Genomic DNA, 15,701 nt, shown 5'->3' with positions numbered 1-15,701 from the left:
GCAAGTGCATCATTTTTATCTGTTTTTTGGTTTTGTCTTATCGTTGATACCAATTGAGCTGAAATCAATAACGCCTTGTGACCCGCTTCAATTGCTTTTTGTTTCCAGTAATTAGACCCGCTACATGCCTCATAGATAATAGTTACAGGCTTTTGTTGAAATAACCAAAGTAAAAATTCATCAGATGTCATTTCAATATTTGAATGCACTTTTTTATTTGTATAAATACAAACTTGAATAACTCTTTTTGCTAAATCAACACCAACTATTGTACTATCCATTGAGGACTCCTTTAATATTTTGTGTGGTAACAATGATATTACTCTACACGCTAACGAAGGTGTAGAGGGAGTCCAATTATCTTACAGTAACTAGGATGACTAAAGGCTATAAAATTAGCCTTAATCTAAATTTTGGATACAACTAACCTGCACCTATTCAGAGAATGAGTGATCGCGGAATGCTCTATAATGTTTCGCTTGCATTAAATGACGGCCAAAACGAAACAGATTATTTACTACTCCGTGGCAACTTAAAAACCGCTGGGCTTGCCCCTGTGATTTGAATTTACGCATCTGTCGTTCTTGTTGCCGAGTAGGCTGATGTGAGAGCTCACATCCATTATTTTCATACTGAACAGTTGAGAGCTCTACACTTGGTATTAATTCTTTTTTGGCGGCAGAGTAACTTGCTAGTTTATCCGTCACAATCTTTAACGGCGTACCTCCCTGCCCTTTTAATAATCGTTTAAAGAAGCGCATCGCTGCCGTCTTATTCTTTCGTTTATGAACCAAAATATCTATTTCGTCACCATCTTGATCTACAGCTCGCCAAAGGTAATGTAATACCCCCATTTATTTTGATGAAAACCTCATTCAAATACCAGGTATAACCGAGTTGACCACGATTATTTTTAATCTGATTACAATAGATAGCACCGTATTTTTTACACCACTGCCGGATCGCTTCATAGCTGACAACGATGCCTCTAGCTGCGAGCAGTTCTTCAATATCACGAAAGCTCAGTGTAAATCGATGATAAAGCCAAACGGCATGGCTGATAATTTGTGCAGGATAACACTAGCCTGCGTAGATATTAGAATGATTCATCTGCAGAGTATCGCACAACAGGTTGAAATGTTGTTAACTTGACAATACCGTTCGACTACATTGTTCGTTGTTTTATCAATACTGCTTTTCGAAGATAATGTAATAGCACCTGCCGACTCTGCTCCTACAATAGACAAAATACCGAATGAATCCGCTTCATTAATATTAATATCTCTTGCTAATAAGGTTCTTGCCCCTTCTTCTGGTAATAGGTTATCAAAAAACCATTGAATATAACGTTTACTTGAGCCATCAATGTGTAATTTTTCTGATAATGGAATATCAGTGCAAAGAGCATAATTATTTAAATTTCTAAGCCCCCCTGAGTATATTGAAAAGACCAAATATCATTGTCTCAAATAAAACTCCTACTATCTCAGCATTGATATAGACCTTAAGTTCACGCATCTAATCATCCTTTATTTTTTTAATTTTATCTAAAAACTTATCTTCGATAGCTGGTGGTAGATCAATAGACAGTTCAATCCCTAGTTGTTCAAATAGCTTTAAAACGCGACCAATTTCGACGGTTTCTTTACCATTTTCAAATTGACTCATAAACGTCAAACCATTACCCGATAACAAACCTGCTGTTGACTGATCTAAGGACTGTGATTGCCTAACAATTTTTGCTAGCTGGCCAAGTTGTTTCAAATTTTTTATTTTCATATAATCACCTATGCGTTTGCATAAATATTAACTTGAAAACGCTGTAATGAAAAAAAATTCATTCGTTCGCATAAATAATTAAATAAAAGTATCAAAAACTGACCATTAACTGCGTTCGCATAAATTATTTTATATTGTTAGAGGTGAAACTGGCCTAGGTTGTAGAAGAATCTTAATTTATAACTTTTTAAGCTGTTGCAGCATGCCCGAAAAAATACTTTCTGATATATTTTTAGGAAAATTTACTGGCAAATTAGCTTGGGTATCAAGAATAATTTTTTCAGTGTTAACTTTAACCTCACTCAATATAGTATCCATTTTTGCTATTTCAAAGCCAACCTGCTTAGCTGTTTCAATAAAATGTCGAGGGTAGATTTTATTCACATGATATTTTTTACCTTTCGTCGTCTTTAAGCCCATTGCTAATTTTACTTGACGAATATTGAGGCCCTTTTTATTCACGACAGGAAATACTGATAACACATCATAAAATGGGGTTAATTGAAATTGCCCATCAGGTAAAATGAAAATAGAAAAATTCTTAGCGTGTCCGTCTGAAGCTCCCATCAACCAAAATAAGACTTGCACCTTCATAAAATCAGCTCTATCTTTTGCCGCATTCTTTGAGCCTAATAGGTGATTCATAATTTGTTCAATGCCTGGGCCGCCTTGATTTTCATACTTCAAAGCAGAAGGTGTATTAAATACTTGGCAGTAATCTTCTTGCGGCCTTCTCATTAACCATTTTTTATCGCTTGAATATTGACGATCAAAACGTTCCACAGAAAGTGCATTTATATCTTCTAGCTCTAGAACCTCACATCTAGCCACTGACAAGCCGTAAGCTTTCAGCAGTAACATGCATAAAAATTCATTCTCTACGCTTTCAGACATATCTAACGAATATGAGTGACTCTGTATCTGCCCAATAGGTAGCTTAATGATGTGTGAAGTCGGTGTGGAGTTTAAAGGTAAGCACCAAGTTTTATCAATATTCAATAGCGCTGTTTTTTCCTGTGCTCCTGCAACAGATATCCGAAAGTCGTGTAGGTCCTCAATCATACCAAGTGGTATATCAGCCCGATATCCCATGATTATTTTGTTTAACTCTTCGCCGTCTAGTACTTTATATTCCAAGTTTTTAACATTAAGGGGGAGTTCCCCTTTTGGTAATAACTGTAAAGCACCAACACAATCCCTACCAATCATAGTTAACAAATCAAAGGGTAAAGAAGAGTTAGCTTGATAACGAGCAACAATCCGCTGCCTAACCTCTGAGTTATCAGGTAGTAAATTATCGAAATAATTATAAACTACATCACCACGATATTCAGATTTTACCAATGGCATTGATAATGATATAGGGCGACTTCCCAACAATGTTAGCCAGCTAGTTGAATAGGAAAAAGAATGAGCACCGTTACTAGATTTTTTAAATTCACCAACATGATAGCCATTGAGGTAGGCATCTAAGATAGCCATTACCACTCCTCTTTCCAGTCCGATTTATCATCATTATTCAGGCTATTACGAGGTGTAATTTCAAAATCTAATTCAAGCGCAGATAGAAGTTTAAAAAAGGTATCCAACTTGGTTGTTCCCGCTCTTAGCTCAAAATTTGAAACAGTATCTTGTCGAACCCCAACTTTTTTCGCCACGTCTGTTTGAGATAAGTGACTATCTAAACGTACATTCTTTAAGTATGCACTGAGTTGTTTTGTTGTGGATATTTTCATACTACACCTTACACGCTATAACAAGTAAGTGAAGTATTACACGGTAAAACAGGTAAATCAAACTTACACGCTACGACGGGTAAAGCATTTCCTTTTGAGCTAATAATAAAACTCTTTAATTTTTATGGAGTATTTTATAGAAGAGAAGATATTTAAGTCTAAATAAATCTGTACTAGACCTTTTTCTCTTGCCACCTGTAAATATTCCACTGCAGAGGTTCTGGGTATCCCAATTAATTTAGCGACATCAGTCTGACTAAGACCTTCTTGGTTATATAACCAAGTCGCATGAAGGGCTATATCTCAATTAAATAGCCGCTATCATTTTTTGGTTAAAATAAGCGACGAAGGAAAAAAACCAACTGTTATTTTTCCTTTTGAGTGTTGTTAGTTGCCTACGTACAACACCAGTGCTAACATTTGTGAGTACACAATAAAATTAAGGTAACTATTATGGATACTCGCATACAATTTAGAATTGATGAAGAAACTAAACGCTTGGCTCAATTAATGGCTGAAAGCCAAGGGCGCACATTAAGCGATGCATGTAGAGAGCTTACCGAAGGCTTAGCTGAAGAACAACGAAAAACAATGACCCATGATTCATGGTTAACAGAACAAATAAATGCTGCATTTGACAAGATTGATAGTGGTAAAGCTAATTTTATTGAAGACAATGAAGCTAAAATCGAGATGGAGGCTAGAAAGAATAAGATCCGTAATAGAGATAAAATATGATTTTTTGGGAAGAGGAATCACTTAATGACCGTGAAAAAATATTTGAATTTTTATTTGATTTTAATCCTAGCGCAGCAGAAAAAACGGATCAAATAATAGAGTCTAAAGTTGAAAGTTTACTTGAACATCCATTAATGGGTGTTGAAAGAGATATTTTTCCTGGTCGTGTGTTAATTATTCCAGAAGTATCTATGATTGTCTCATATTGGGTAGATGCTGGCACTATCCGAATTATGCGCGTTTTACACCAGAAGCAGAAGTTTCCACAGGATTAAAAAGGCAACTAACGAGGCTGTATGACTTCTCTTTTTCAGAAAAAATATACTTACTGTGGTCATTATTATTTAACTCCGTTAAGGATGATTTACGTTGTGCTAACCGTTCCTTAAAAGAGCTGGATGACATTACTCGACCTGCTTGTTTATCGTTTTTTGCAAAGCTAACAAGTTTTAATAGGGCAATAGCCTCCTCACGCTCTTCTCTATCTTGAATAAATTCGATAACATAAACGGGTTTACCATTCTGAGTAATAATCAACGGCTCTTCCAATGGAAGATTCGCTGCATTTTTTTTAAAAAACTTATTGTTTCTAAATACATAACTATTCTCCTTTTAAATAAGAAATGTATTCACGTTAGTTATCACCGGACATACATTCCATAGAAGCCAATCTGAAATAAATCACATCGACATAAATATTTTACTATTAAAAACAAAAAAGACTAAATTTAGACTTTTCATGTTTACTGTATTTTTATTCTGAGGTGATAAAAGGCCATCGATTACGAAGTCGTAGTATAAGTATTTACTATAACGCTCACTCTCTTTTCCATATCTAAAAGAAAAACAGGCTTCTATTCGCCCTGTTTTTTTGATGAAGATTGAGTTTGTTAAAAAATCTGGGCTTTTTAAAAACCTAAACCCTTTTTTAACTGATTATTGTTCTATGTAAGTAGTGAGCATGTTTACCATGATCATAATGCTATCAAGATCATTCGTTGCAATAATAAAAAAGCCTAACGACCTAATTAAAGATATGCGACAACAACCATCTGATACCCACACGGATAACTTTAATAAAATTAATCAAGACATCCACGATAACTTTTAAAGAACTCTATTTTTGTGATCTATACTGAACAAACAAACAGTATCTAATTATAAGTAAAAAAATGACTAGACAATTACTTTTATGACCGAGATGATGATATAGATAAAAAACACATGATGATGTAGAAAGCACACTAAAAAACACAATATATAGTAATTATTATTCAATGTAATTTACAAAAGCATACTAAGTAAATAGATCTTTACGTACTAATTTTTGATACTAAAGCGGTGATAGACGATAAAAACATTAACTAACAGGGCGAATAAAGGAAGAAACAAGGGTATGAAAATAAAACGGCTTGCTATCAATCAGCTTAGATTACGTTATCACCCAACACTGTCAAAAATAACGTGTTGCGACCATTTTACATTATCTTCATCTGTTGAGGTGCAAGGGTTACCTTTACACATCGCGCAAACACTACTTGATTTGTCTCCTGTATTAGCTTGTAAGGCTCAAGGTGGAGACTCTGACTGGCAACTGAGCCCGAACCCCACATTAGAATTATTCAAACAACACCCCGAGCGACACAAACTACTGATCAGTATTCATTACTATCCGGAACTATTAATTGATGGCATTCTCGAGGGAGTATTACTCTTTGCCCCTGCTCTAAATTATCGCGTTCAAAGTAACTTATTGAACAATCTTAGCTCGCGCGTCCAACAATCCAAGCTACTGCTTAAACATCCCCCCTCTAAAAAGAAATTAGCGCAATGGGCAAATGTAAAGCCTTCTGCTATTAGGCATATTAAGGTCTAAAATGGGCAAAACAGCAGATATACAAGAAAAAAACATACGGAAAAATGCGGGCGGCGTTATGCCAAATGCGCACCGAACCGCAGTTTCGTTAGCTGTTGCGTTTAAAAAACTCACTAAATCAAGCATGCTCTACCAGGATTCACATCGATTATTATTATTATTTATTTATCTATGGTTAACAAATCAACTCGATGAAATTACCTGTTTTGAAGACATTCCAGATTTACATCGCGTTAGTGGGGCAAGTGAATGTGAAGCGCATTGTTTACGCAACTTTAAAGAGGGTAATACCTCTTGGACCGAATATGCACAGCCCTATCATACTAAGCAGGGTACGCTTTATCTTTGGCAACCACTACCAACACTTCTGCAACCCTTATTTCAGTTCATGGTTTCCTCATTAAGTTACCAAGTCCCCTTACTCAAGAAGCGAGAAAAAAAGCGATTTTATGAAGAGTTACAAAAACGATGGAAAACACCGCATTTATTGCATCGTTATCATCGTAATAAACGCGATGTGTTCTTCCGCTACTTCGGCTATTGTACTCAAGTGGATCCACAGTTATCTTCACTGGCTAAAATGGTCTTACTCGGTCAGGATAAACTTAATCATAAAAGTGCAACTGCCTATCAAGCAGAGCAAACAGACAGGCTTCGCAAAAAGATATTTTTAGCCCAGAACCGTTATTTAGAAAGAGTGGTGAATTCCATTAAACTATTTGGCCTCACTGAGTGCTTTACTTATACCTTAATGGGCCAGATTAAAAATTTTTCTGCCCCCCTTATTCAAATACCAAACTATCTCAATAAAAATGGTTTTATCACCGCCTACCAACTTAACATTAAAAATGGGGGTAAACAGTATGAAGCTATCCCATCGCAGCTCATTGGTAGTAAGCGAAGCCTAGCTGAACAGGATGTCGCCAGTTTCTTTCAAACGTTGCACGATCGTGTAGAACAGGAATATCTAGGAAAGAACATGACACTTGAGCAACACCGTATTTACTACAAATGGCGAACCACTCAATTAGCTTTTCTATTTATCGCCTTAACAGGTGTCAGGCCAACACACGCAATCACCATTGAAAGGCAGCGTTGTTTTGCAGGCGAGCAATCTTGTGTTTTTGATAAAGGTCGATGGCGCCCTGTGATGCTATGCACTTATCTTAAAGTGGAAATCAATAAATACCTTGAATTGCAAAGAACACTCACGATGCAATTTCCTCATCATCAAAAAAATCCAATGATGTGGTACTTTATTAATAAGGAAGGCGACCAGGAATGCTTAACGGCACGCAATTTAAGGCTAACTATGCAGCCATTATGGCCAGGTGTTGTGCCTTATCAATTACGGCATTTTTTTGCACAATGCGCATTAACGAGTCTACCGCCCCATCTCCTTCCCACACAACAAATTGACCGACTAATGGGCCATAGTAATTTAGGTGAACACCTTGGTAGTGATGAACAATTTCCTCTCTCGTTTGTGCCATTACAAAAATATTTAGAACATCTTGTCGAGCGTTTAGGGCTTCATAAACAACAAAGACAGGGAGTATAAACGCATGATTAATGTTTTAAAATTGTCGCCTGCGACCATTATTACTTATCTCGAACACAGCCATAACAATAATGATTCAATATTACCTCCTGAACCGAACACATCCATCACCGGAGATATTCAATGGGTGTTATCGTTTTGGCCAGAAGACAGCATCCCTTTGCGAACGCTGAAGGATGAACACTATCAAGTACTAAAGCAAAAGATTAGTCAAGTACCTACAGGTAAGCAAAAACACTACCGATGGGCACTCAATGCTATTCTTATTTATCTTAATGATATTGCGAGGTGGGAACTACCGGAGCGAACTAAGGCGATGTTTGTTGATCGCGACTTTATTTGGTTTAACCAATTAAGTAAACAAGCTGAACTCGCCGATACACTTTGGCAAACTTACGAAATCGATAAAGCTAATATATTACAAACTCATGTTGTTCCGACACCTGCACAAGTGGCATTGACCATTGCAATCGAAGTGGCTCCACTCTCTTTAAACCACTTAGCAACAATATTAAATGAAAAAGCGAGTATTGAACGCACAGGACAACAAACACAACTTAAAGTAATGCACTATCAGCAGCCATTGTCAACGACTCCACAAATCAATTCGACTTTTACGCGCTACCATTTGCCCCTCTACAGTTATTGTTTATTAGATAGCTATTACAAAACGAAACCATCACCTATTTCGGTCCGGCAACTGTATAACTTGCTTAACGATAAAATATCAAGTGCCCCTTATCATATAGCGCTATGTAAAAGAGCTCAATGGCATACTCTGTTTCAATCACTGTGGCATTACCGGGATAACATCCCTTCTAAATTACTCAAAGATATCGCTCAACCTGAGCGTCATGTCGATTTTGATGTCGCACTCCCCTCGGCAAAACAAAAAAAACAGATGCTTGCGGGACTTTATCAACAAGATTGGCGAACAAATAAAGGCAAGGATAGTTATCGAACGACCAACTCAGAGGTGAAAAAACCTCGTTGGGCACAGCGCCAATTAATCACCCAATGGTCTAAAAATGGCGATATTAATAGCATTGCTCCCCCCGACTTAAATCCAAACAATATTATTGAGTATTATCTATTCCTTTATTGTCGCGAGCTTATTTTATATGGTGGCGTACAAGCCACTGTGTTGTCTAAAGCAACGATTACAAAATACTGTAATATTGAAGTGCACTTTAATGGGCAATCGCTCCTCTATGAGATGGCACTTGATAATGAACAACTGCAGGAATGGGCTAAACGAATATATGAACAACAAGAGAGTGAAACTATCAAGGGTTCACTACGTTACTTTTTTCGTTTCCTCTCCACACAAGCACTCACCGATCACCTTGATATCGCAGTATTTGAGAGTCCGAGCCTCGCGCCGACAGTTGATCCTTTTCGTATACCTCTAACGATGCTACACGAAATGGTGAATGCATTACTGACACAATCAGGTGGCACATTATTACAGCGTTTTTATTGTGCGGTGGCCGCGATTATTGCTTATTTTGCCATGTTACGACGTGGAGAAGTACTGAGGCTACGCATTAAAGATATTTTTTCTGTCGCCGAAAAGTCCAATGCTTTTCATCTGACCATTACGAAGACAAAAGAGGGCATCCCTAAAGGTAAAAAAACGCGTGATGTTGATACTGTATTACCGGAGGCAATGGCAATGTTAGTACGCATTGCTATTCAACTTAAAGAAGAAAGTGATGATGACGATCCCTTAATTGGCTTTGATAATGAGAAAATGAGTTCTCGCCAATTAAACTATTTGCTTCCTGTTACTAAAGCCATCAAAGCACACTGTGGTCAAGCGGCTCGATTTCACCATTTACGGAAAAGTGGTATTCATTTGTTTACACAGCAAATGTTACATATTGCTTATCTTCAACCAGGACATGACCTAGTTGCGTATGAAGATTTAAAACCGATGTTGTCACGCGAAATGGTGAAAAAACGCTTCAATTACTGGACTGAAAAACGTGAAGAGAGTGAGATAAATGATAATCTTTTGTTTGTTGAACTTGGCCGTCAAATCGGACATAAGTTTTATGCTACAACACGTTGGTCTTATTTACATGGCACACAGTGGTTATTTCCCTACTTACGACCAAAGCAGACCACTTGTGCACAACAAGCCTTTTCACATGCAGAGTTACGATTTTTACTTGGTTTAGCACCTGATTCAAACGACCTGTCGAGAAAATTAAGTTTATTGAGTGAAGATTACAAGCGCCTTTCTATTACTCAGAAACAAAAAAATCCAGTCATGCTCTCAGAGCAAGCATTACGCTCTTATTTATGGCCATCAAAAGCCAATAACAAACCAGAATCCGCCGCGGAGAAGGCTTACAAAGAGCCTAAATATTATTATGCGCTTTGGCAAAAATTAGCACTCGGCCTATGCCATCATTTTATTGATGCGCTATTTATTAGTATGCGAAAGAAAAACTACTTTAACTTTCCTGTGTTAAGCCAAGTTTGGCAGCATTCCGGTAGACACACCTATCGCCCGCTCAGCAAAACACAGCGTACCGCCCTTGCAGGACTTGGCCCTATTACCCTGTTCCAGAGCAATATTGAGGCAACAGGTAATGATCAGACTAATAAGCAAAGCATTCTCAAAGGCCAGCAAAACTCAACACAACACGCTCTGCAAATACAAGTTGCAAGCAACGCCCGAAACGCAGCCTATTTTGAAGCCGTATTTCGGCAACCAGAATGGCAATGGCTGACCTGCTCTTTTGTATTGACTGTAAACCGTAAAACAAAGGAGGATCGCTTACTAATCTTAGTTAAAACTCGCTACGCCAAAAACAAAGAAGAGATCACTGTCAAAAGGACACAAGAGGGAGCGAGCTCTCTCATCATCAGACTTACCCCAATATTCCCTGTATCTAAGTTTGTGCTCCAACAAGCTTTACAAACATTAACATCATAGGAGATCGACCAATGCATGAATTACTTTTTATTCCACATCAATATCAGGAGTATTTTTCTGAAATCAGTAAAAAACTCGATAAAAGACAATCCGATTGCTGCGTCAGCTTTATCATTGATGCAAAGGAAAACAAATTACATTTAATTGGTGGGCATGTACCTGAATATCTTCACTTTACTATCCCTTTAGCAAAGGATCACAAGTTAAAGACAAGAAGGTTTGCAATCGATGGTGAATATTTTAGCCAACTTATTGGCTATGCAGGCAAATGTAATGCGATACGCTTAAAACTCATTCATAAGGAAAATGCACCTGATCAGATGGCAATAACTACTAGTAAAGATGAATTTTTATGCTGTGACTTCGCACCTTTTTTCCGAGCACATGAAGAGCACAGTAAAAAAACAAAGCAATATGAGTTTCAAAAAATAAGAGCACCGGAAATGTTGAGAGCAGCAGTTGTAGCTTCTACTTACTGTCCTGTTCAATTTATTGCTATTGATAAAGAGCAAAAAGAGATATGGGTACAAAGTGATAATAACCTAGAGCGGTATGACATCCCTGATAATATCAAAATACCAGCCTCATTCGTGTTTACACAAGAAGCCTTAGATAACCTTAAAACGCTCTGTGAACAAATAGGAGATGAAAATATTGAAATTGCCCAGCACAATGAAACTATCACCTTTAAAACCAGTAATTATACGATAACTCATTCATTAGAAGGCGTTGAAGAATTTTATAAGAATAAGCCTAAAAGACACGATGAACTGGGCTATATGATAATGGATATTAATCATTTAAAGGAGCGTATTAAACATTTCTACAATAAATACAGTAAAATAAAACAGGCAAACCAAAGCCACATATTTATAGAGCCAACACAGTTGTATTTTCTCAGTTTAGTTAAACCATATGATTTTGATGTCCCTATCGCATCGGATGCTATTTCATTTACTGAAGATAAACTGTACATATTGCACTTAAGAGACATTGATCCGATTAGAATTAAAGACTTTACAACTTCTGACAAAGTAAAAATCGCCATACTCAAGGAGGCAGGACAAGAAAGTAAGTACAAGCTGGGGTTTTATAAAGATATAACGCACAAACATCCCTATGCGAGTGTTTCTATTGAGCCAGATCCCGACAAGATGGAGTATGCAAAAGCAATGATAAAAAATGCTAAAGATAATAAAGGAGATGAGTTAGAAGAACTTGAAGAAGTACAACCTGATTTATTTGGGTTTGATGTGTAGCATTCAAAGAATATCTAAATTAAAAAGAATAATAGAGATGATGAACACACCTAAAAATCTCAATAAAAATAAAAACGCAACTTAAGAAAATGAGCTTATTTGAAGAGTTGCAACGTAGTAAATTTCCCCGACCGCTTTTATCCTTTTTTTGATACTATTGTGAACGTATGGTTTGTTCGAAAAAAGCCCTGATTATTCAGAGCTACTTTAAGATCGGCAATAGGTTTACATTATGCGTTTTTTCTTCTAGAAAAACTTAACCCAAGTAATGCCATTCCTAATAAAACAAATAGGGTAGGCTCAGGCACAGAAGTTCCTGCATTTAATGATATATCATCTACGAGAAAGAAATTACCAAATCCTAGTTTTAGTTTTAGTTTTAGTTCATCAATTGAACCTGATTGTGCTGAGTAATACTCGTAACTGCCGTTTAAACTTGTTGCCGTAATCCAAACTAGTAAACCATCATTATAGCCTTCTAGGACACCAAATAATGAGTCAGTACTATTAGATTCAATACCAGTCGCCCATTTTTTTGCCCATAAACCGTCAAATGTAAAATCTAAGCCACTTTGTTCAGTAATGATTCCTACGCCAGCATAATTATTTAAAAGGCCAAAATCTCCACTCTTCGCCCCATAGTTCCATCGAGATCCTTCTAAATCTATCCAATTCAAGTGTGTTACCAATGGGCAATCACAAGCGATGGTAATGCCTTATGTGAATAAAGATATTATGCATGTTCACCTTAAACAAATATCGATGAATACCGCCGAAGACCGACATGCAGTTATTATTATGGATGGGGCAGGTTGGCATACAGAAGATCTTGCTATCAACATTAATAACGTGAGCATTATTAAGCTTCCTCCATACTCACCAGAATTAAACCCAATAGAACAAGAATGGAGTTGGTTGCGTCAACATCATTTAGCTAATCGTTGTTTTAATGGCTATGAATCAATTGTAGATGCTGTATGTGATGCGTGGAAGACTTTGTCAGTGATAGTCAAAGAGTCATAAAAATGTGTACTAGAGATTGGATGATCCTGACCAACTAATTATACAGAATGGTATAACGACATCACCAACTCAAAAGGTTTAATAATTCGTTTTCGGTTACAAAAGTTAACATTTTTACCTATTTCATTAATTTTTAATTCATTAAGCACTTTAGTTATTTGCAGTAACTCAGTATTATCTTTATTCATGCTCTGATTTGCTCATTGATAGTGGTTTGGCGATTACTATCAGATCAAATTCAGAGCATGTTTTCAACTGATTTTCTTCTTAAGATCCAACCTATGAAGAGCTATTAGCTTCTAGAATGAGTGCATAAAAAACAGAGTAAATTCAACTGGGTGACTTCGAATGGAATACATCACCTATTAACCTTTTCATGTGCTGATAATTGCCAGTAACATTTGCTTGAAAAGCTGATAGCGAAAAACGCATATTGTTCTTTTGCGAGTACAATATGCGCTTGTATGTTTAGGCTAGCAGATTAAAGTCGCCTTATTTTATATAATATTTGAACTCTTTATCCTTGACACATTAGATACTAACTTTAAGCGAGCCGTTATATTTATTCGTATATCTAATCAAAGGATTAACAATCTGTATCTTTTGCACCCAATTCATTTTTAACGTCTTCACAAGTATCTTCAATGGCATTACCAGTGTCAGTTGCTGCATCTTCTATTGTATCGCCTGCGTCATTTGCAGCATCTTTACTATCTGATACGATTGAGCTGATATTGTCACCGGTTGTTTCTGCCATGCTTTTTGCTTCTTCAGTGGTTTCATCAAGATGCTCTCCAGCAGTTTTCTCGTTATTTTCGCTACATGCTGCTAAGCCTAAAGTCGCTGCTAGCGTTAACATTAATAGTGATTTCTTTTTGTTGAAGTTCATAGTGCTTCTCCGTTAATAATAAAATGTTTAATATGCTGTTTACTAATCTAAATTGTTACTTATTGCTTATTTGTAATACATGCCTGCTGAATAAATGGCGTTATATAAGTTTAAGTGCCGATTTAAAGTTTTGGTGTTCGTCCTCTTAATGCATTTGCTATTAAAGAGATGACCAATAACACGATAAATACAAAGAATATTATTTTAGCAACCCCAGCTGCTGCACCTGCTATACCCGCAAAACCTAAAACACCTGCAATGATAGCGACGATAAAAAAAGTAAATGCCCAACCTAACATATGATTCTCCTTTTTATTTTTAGTTTGTTAAATGATGTTTATAGTAAGAGTATTGCTAGAGTTGTGCCAGTTTTTAAGTGATTGATTTTGTTTGTTTTATTTTTTGTTTCTAATGTTTGTATGAATATTTGTAGTAAAATTTACAAGGGGGGATGTAAAGTTTTCATGGGGACGGGGACTAGTTGGAGCTCGTCTGCGCTCGTGTTGGCAGTTTGATGATTACTTATAGTTATTATTAGTGGTTTTAACTCGTCTGGGCTCGTCGAGGCATGTGATTATTATTCATCGTTATTTTTAGTATTTTTAACTCTTCTGGGCTCGTCGAGGCAATGTGATTATTATTCATAGTGATTGTTAGTGGTTTTAACTCGTCTGCGCTCGTCGTAGCAGTTTGATGATTGTTAACCTTGATTTCGCCCTTGCGGCGACCCTACTTTCTTTTGTCAGAAAAGAAAGTAGGCAAAGAAACTGACACCGGATCGTTTTCTGCTCCAAATAATAAATGGCTTTTATAGCGCACCGGCTCTTGCGGCACATCCATGTGCCAAACGAGCCTAATCCAAATATCCTGTTTGGCTTTGCTAAAAGCCATTGATGATTTGGGAAAACTTTACGGTGGGGCGTACGTCCACAATGAGTTAATGTTTTATTGTTGCTGAATGATATATGCGTTGTTAGCCTTTTTTTCGTTCCACATACCCTGCGGGGAGTACACCGCCTTTTGTAGTGTTGGGCTTGCTTGAGGTTTTAGCTCGTCTGTGCTCGTCGAGGCAGTTTGATTATTATTAACGTTGGTTTCGCCCTGTCGGCGACACATCTTTCTCTTATCAGAAGAGAAAGGCGGCAAAGAGGCTGACACCGAATCGTTTTCTGCTCCAAATAATAAATGGCTTTTATAGCGCACCGGCTCTTGCGGCACATCCATGTGTCAAACGAGCCTAATCCAAACATTCTGTTTGGCTTTGCTAAAGCCATTGATGATTTGAGAAAACTTTACGGTGGGGTGTACGTCCACAATGAGTTAATGTTTTATTGTTGCTGAATGATATATGCGTTGTTAGCCTTTTTTTCGTTCCACATACCCTGCGGGGGAGTACACAGCCTTTTGTAGTGTTGGGCTTGCTTGAGGTTTTAGCTCGTCTGCGCTCGTCGAGGCAGTTTGATTATATTATTAACGTCGGTTTCGCCCTGTCGGCGACACGTTTTTAGTTTCATCTAAATGGTGGTATCAATTATGATGAATACTGGTGGTTATACTCATCAAGATAACATCTTTAATGAAAGAATTAGGGTAACTACTCAGCCTAAATAAATTATTTTAAATACATTCAAGGATCGAGTTGCTTGATCCTTTTGAGGCTTTATCATAGCAGTATGAATGATAAAGCACCTCAAGCCACTAATATCAAAGATGCTCAAACGTTGATCAATCAACTTTGGGAGATAACCCGTGTGCAGGTGAAAACAATTGATGTGCTCACTCAACAAGTCAGTTCACTTACCCAGCAAGTTGACGTGCTAACGCTTGAAGTTAACACACTCAAAGAAAAGCTATCAAAAAATAGTAACAACAGCAGCAAACCGCCCTCAAGTG

Annotated in this window: 17 protein-coding genes and 3 pseudogenes; 8 read left to right on the top strand and 12 right to left on the bottom strand. The window is 37.1% G+C overall.

From position 1 onward, the window contains the following. The 6 genes and pseudogenes from H592_RS0110605 to H592_RS0110580 all read right to left on the bottom strand — a co-directional run. A pseudogene (locus H592_RS0110605) lies at positions 1–281 on the bottom strand (IS110 family transposase); the annotation flags it as partial. A gap of 153 nt (positions 282–434) precedes the next feature. Then, a pseudogene (locus H592_RS24600) lies at positions 435–1,065 on the bottom strand (IS6 family transposase). 41 nt (positions 1,066–1,106) lie between these two features. Next, complete coding sequence (locus H592_RS0110595; protein ID WP_028868756.1) at positions 1,107–1,454, bottom strand: HipA N-terminal domain-containing protein; 348 nt, start codon at positions 1,452–1,454, stop codon at positions 1,107–1,109. 64 nt (positions 1,455–1,518) lie between these two features. After that, positions 1,519–1,779 carry a helix-turn-helix domain-containing protein gene (locus H592_RS0110590; protein ID WP_028868755.1) on the bottom strand — a complete coding sequence of 87 codons (261 nt, stop codon included), beginning with the start codon at positions 1,777–1,779 and terminating at the stop codon, positions 1,519–1,521. A gap of 177 nt (positions 1,780–1,956) precedes the next feature. Next, positions 1,957–3,261, bottom strand: a complete 1,305-nt coding sequence (locus H592_RS0110585; RefSeq protein ID WP_028868754.1) for a type II toxin-antitoxin system HipA family toxin — start codon at positions 3,259–3,261, stop codon at positions 1,957–1,959. After that, complete coding sequence (locus tag H592_RS0110580; RefSeq protein ID WP_028868753.1) at positions 3,261–3,515, bottom strand: helix-turn-helix domain-containing protein; 255 nt, start codon at positions 3,513–3,515, stop codon at positions 3,261–3,263. Before H592_RS0110580 ends, H592_RS0110585 begins: the two co-directional genes overlap by 1 nt. A gap of 453 nt (positions 3,516–3,968) precedes the next feature. Between H592_RS0110580 and H592_RS0110575 the strand changes: the two genes are divergently transcribed. After that, positions 3,969–4,253, top strand: a complete 285-nt coding sequence (locus H592_RS0110575; RefSeq protein WP_028868752.1) for a type II toxin-antitoxin system TacA family antitoxin — start codon at positions 3,969–3,971, stop codon at positions 4,251–4,253. Next, the gene (locus H592_RS0110570; RefSeq protein ID WP_028868751.1) at positions 4,250–4,528 is read left to right on the top strand and encodes a type II toxin-antitoxin system RelE/ParE family toxin; all 279 of its coding nucleotides are present in this window, start codon (positions 4,250–4,252) and stop codon (positions 4,526–4,528) included. Before H592_RS0110575 ends, H592_RS0110570 begins: the two co-directional genes overlap by 4 nt. Here the strand turns inward: H592_RS0110570 and H592_RS24595 are convergent. Continuing rightward, positions 4,485–4,790: a hypothetical protein gene (locus tag H592_RS24595; protein WP_028868750.1), complete on the bottom strand. Its 306-nt coding sequence runs from the start codon at positions 4,788–4,790 to the stop codon at positions 4,485–4,487. The two genes, H592_RS0110570 and H592_RS24595, sit on opposite strands and share 44 nt — an antisense overlap. Before the next feature lie 859 nt (positions 4,791–5,649). Between H592_RS24595 and H592_RS0110560 the strand changes: the two genes are divergently transcribed. Genes H592_RS0110560 through H592_RS0110545 form a run of 4 tightly spaced genes read left to right on the top strand, consistent with a single transcriptional unit; the run spans position 5,650 to position 11,896 of the window. After that, positions 5,650–6,129 (top strand): hypothetical protein, encoded by a 480-nt coding sequence (locus tag H592_RS0110560; RefSeq protein WP_028868749.1) that lies wholly within the window; start codon positions 5,650–5,652, stop codon positions 6,127–6,129. A gap of 1 nt (position 6,130) precedes the next feature. Next, positions 6,131–7,690: a hypothetical protein gene (locus H592_RS23285; protein WP_051369131.1), complete on the top strand. Its 1,560-nt coding sequence runs from the start codon at positions 6,131–6,133 to the stop codon at positions 7,688–7,690. Between the two features lie 4 nt (positions 7,691–7,694). Further along, complete coding sequence (locus H592_RS0110550) at positions 7,695–10,637, top strand: site-specific integrase (RefSeq protein ID WP_028868748.1); 2,943 nt, start codon at positions 7,695–7,697, stop codon at positions 10,635–10,637. An 11-nt stretch (positions 10,638–10,648) separates the two neighbouring features. Then, positions 10,649–11,896, top strand: a complete 1,248-nt coding sequence (locus H592_RS0110545; protein WP_028868747.1) for a hypothetical protein — start codon at positions 10,649–10,651, stop codon at positions 11,894–11,896. A gap of 230 nt (positions 11,897–12,126) precedes the next feature. On the opposite strand, the gene H592_RS0110540 is transcribed toward H592_RS0110545, so the two are convergent. Next, positions 12,127–12,573, bottom strand: a complete 447-nt coding sequence (locus H592_RS0110540) for a PEP-CTERM sorting domain-containing protein (protein WP_028868746.1) — start codon at positions 12,571–12,573, stop codon at positions 12,127–12,129. Between H592_RS0110540 and H592_RS22050 the strand changes: the two genes are divergently transcribed. Further along, on the top strand, positions 12,563–12,919 hold the full coding sequence (locus H592_RS22050) for a transposase (RefSeq protein ID WP_051369130.1): 357 nt from the start codon (positions 12,563–12,565) through the stop codon (positions 12,917–12,919). The two genes, H592_RS0110540 and H592_RS22050, sit on opposite strands and share 11 nt — an antisense overlap. A 53-nt stretch (positions 12,920–12,972) precedes the next feature. Here the strand turns inward: H592_RS22050 and H592_RS23970 are convergent. The 4 genes and pseudogenes from H592_RS23970 to H592_RS0110515 form a co-directional block, all read right to left on the bottom strand. Continuing rightward, positions 12,973–13,107, bottom strand: a pseudogene (locus tag H592_RS23970) (IS4-like element ISMps1 family transposase); the annotation flags it as partial. 398 nt (positions 13,108–13,505) lie between these two features. Further along, the gene (locus H592_RS0110525; protein WP_028868745.1) at positions 13,506–13,808 is read right to left on the bottom strand and encodes a hypothetical protein; all 303 of its coding nucleotides are present in this window, start codon (positions 13,806–13,808) and stop codon (positions 13,506–13,508) included. A gap of 122 nt (positions 13,809–13,930) precedes the next feature. Further along, positions 13,931–14,107: a DUF1328 domain-containing protein gene (locus H592_RS23630; protein ID WP_028868744.1), complete on the bottom strand. Its 177-nt coding sequence runs from the start codon at positions 14,105–14,107 to the stop codon at positions 13,931–13,933. Between the two features lie 646 nt (positions 14,108–14,753). After that, the gene (locus H592_RS0110515; protein ID WP_028868743.1) at positions 14,754–15,032 is read right to left on the bottom strand and encodes a hypothetical protein; all 279 of its coding nucleotides are present in this window, start codon (positions 15,030–15,032) and stop codon (positions 14,754–14,756) included. A gap of 449 nt (positions 15,033–15,481) precedes the next feature. Between H592_RS0110515 and H592_RS22045 the strand changes: the two genes are divergently transcribed. Then, on the top strand, positions 15,482–15,701 hold a 220-nt coding region (locus tag H592_RS22045), incomplete at its 3' end, for a DUF6444 domain-containing protein (RefSeq protein WP_037071581.1).

This window comes from Psychromonas arctica DSM 14288, assembly GCF_000482725.1.
GTDB classification, from domain to species: Bacteria; Pseudomonadota; Gammaproteobacteria; order Enterobacterales; family Psychromonadaceae; genus Psychromonas; species Psychromonas arctica.
The sequence above is the reverse complement of the archived record's forward strand: the minus strand, read 5'-3'. Positions and strand labels throughout refer to the sequence as shown.

Bases quoted from the DNA above. Each gene is read 5' to 3' on its own strand.
- H592_RS0110575 (WP_028868752.1), top strand. From the start codon at position 3,969: ATGGATACTCGCATACAATTTAGAATTGATGAAGAAACTAAACGCTTG.
- H592_RS0110560 (WP_028868749.1), top strand. From the start codon at position 5,650: ATGAAAATAAAACGGCTTGCTATCAATCAGCTTAGATTACGTTATCAC.
- H592_RS0110515 (WP_028868743.1), bottom strand. From the start codon at position 15,032: ATGGATGTGCCGCAAGAGCCGGTGCGCTATAAAAGCCATTTATTATTT.
- H592_RS23630 (WP_028868744.1), bottom strand. From the start codon at position 14,107: ATGTTAGGTTGGGCATTTACTTTTTTTATCGTCGCTATCATTGCAGGT.
- H592_RS0110585 (WP_028868754.1), bottom strand. From the start codon at position 3,261: ATGGCTATCTTAGATGCCTACCTCAATGGCTATCATGTTGGTGAATTT.
- H592_RS0110525 (WP_028868745.1), bottom strand. From the start codon at position 13,808: ATGAACTTCAACAAAAAGAAATCACTATTAATGTTAACGCTAGCAGCG.
- H592_RS0110545 (WP_028868747.1), top strand. From the start codon at position 10,649: ATGCATGAATTACTTTTTATTCCACATCAATATCAGGAGTATTTTTCT.
- H592_RS0110580 (WP_028868753.1), bottom strand. From the start codon at position 3,515: ATGAAAATATCCACAACAAAACAACTCAGTGCATACTTAAAGAATGTA.
- H592_RS23285 (WP_051369131.1), top strand. From the start codon at position 6,131: ATGGGCAAAACAGCAGATATACAAGAAAAAAACATACGGAAAAATGCG.
- H592_RS0110550 (WP_028868748.1), top strand. From the start codon at position 7,695: ATGATTAATGTTTTAAAATTGTCGCCTGCGACCATTATTACTTATCTC.
- H592_RS0110570 (WP_028868751.1), top strand. From the start codon at position 4,250: ATGATTTTTTGGGAAGAGGAATCACTTAATGACCGTGAAAAAATATTT.
- H592_RS0110590 (WP_028868755.1), bottom strand. From the start codon at position 1,779: ATGAAAATAAAAAATTTGAAACAACTTGGCCAGCTAGCAAAAATTGTT.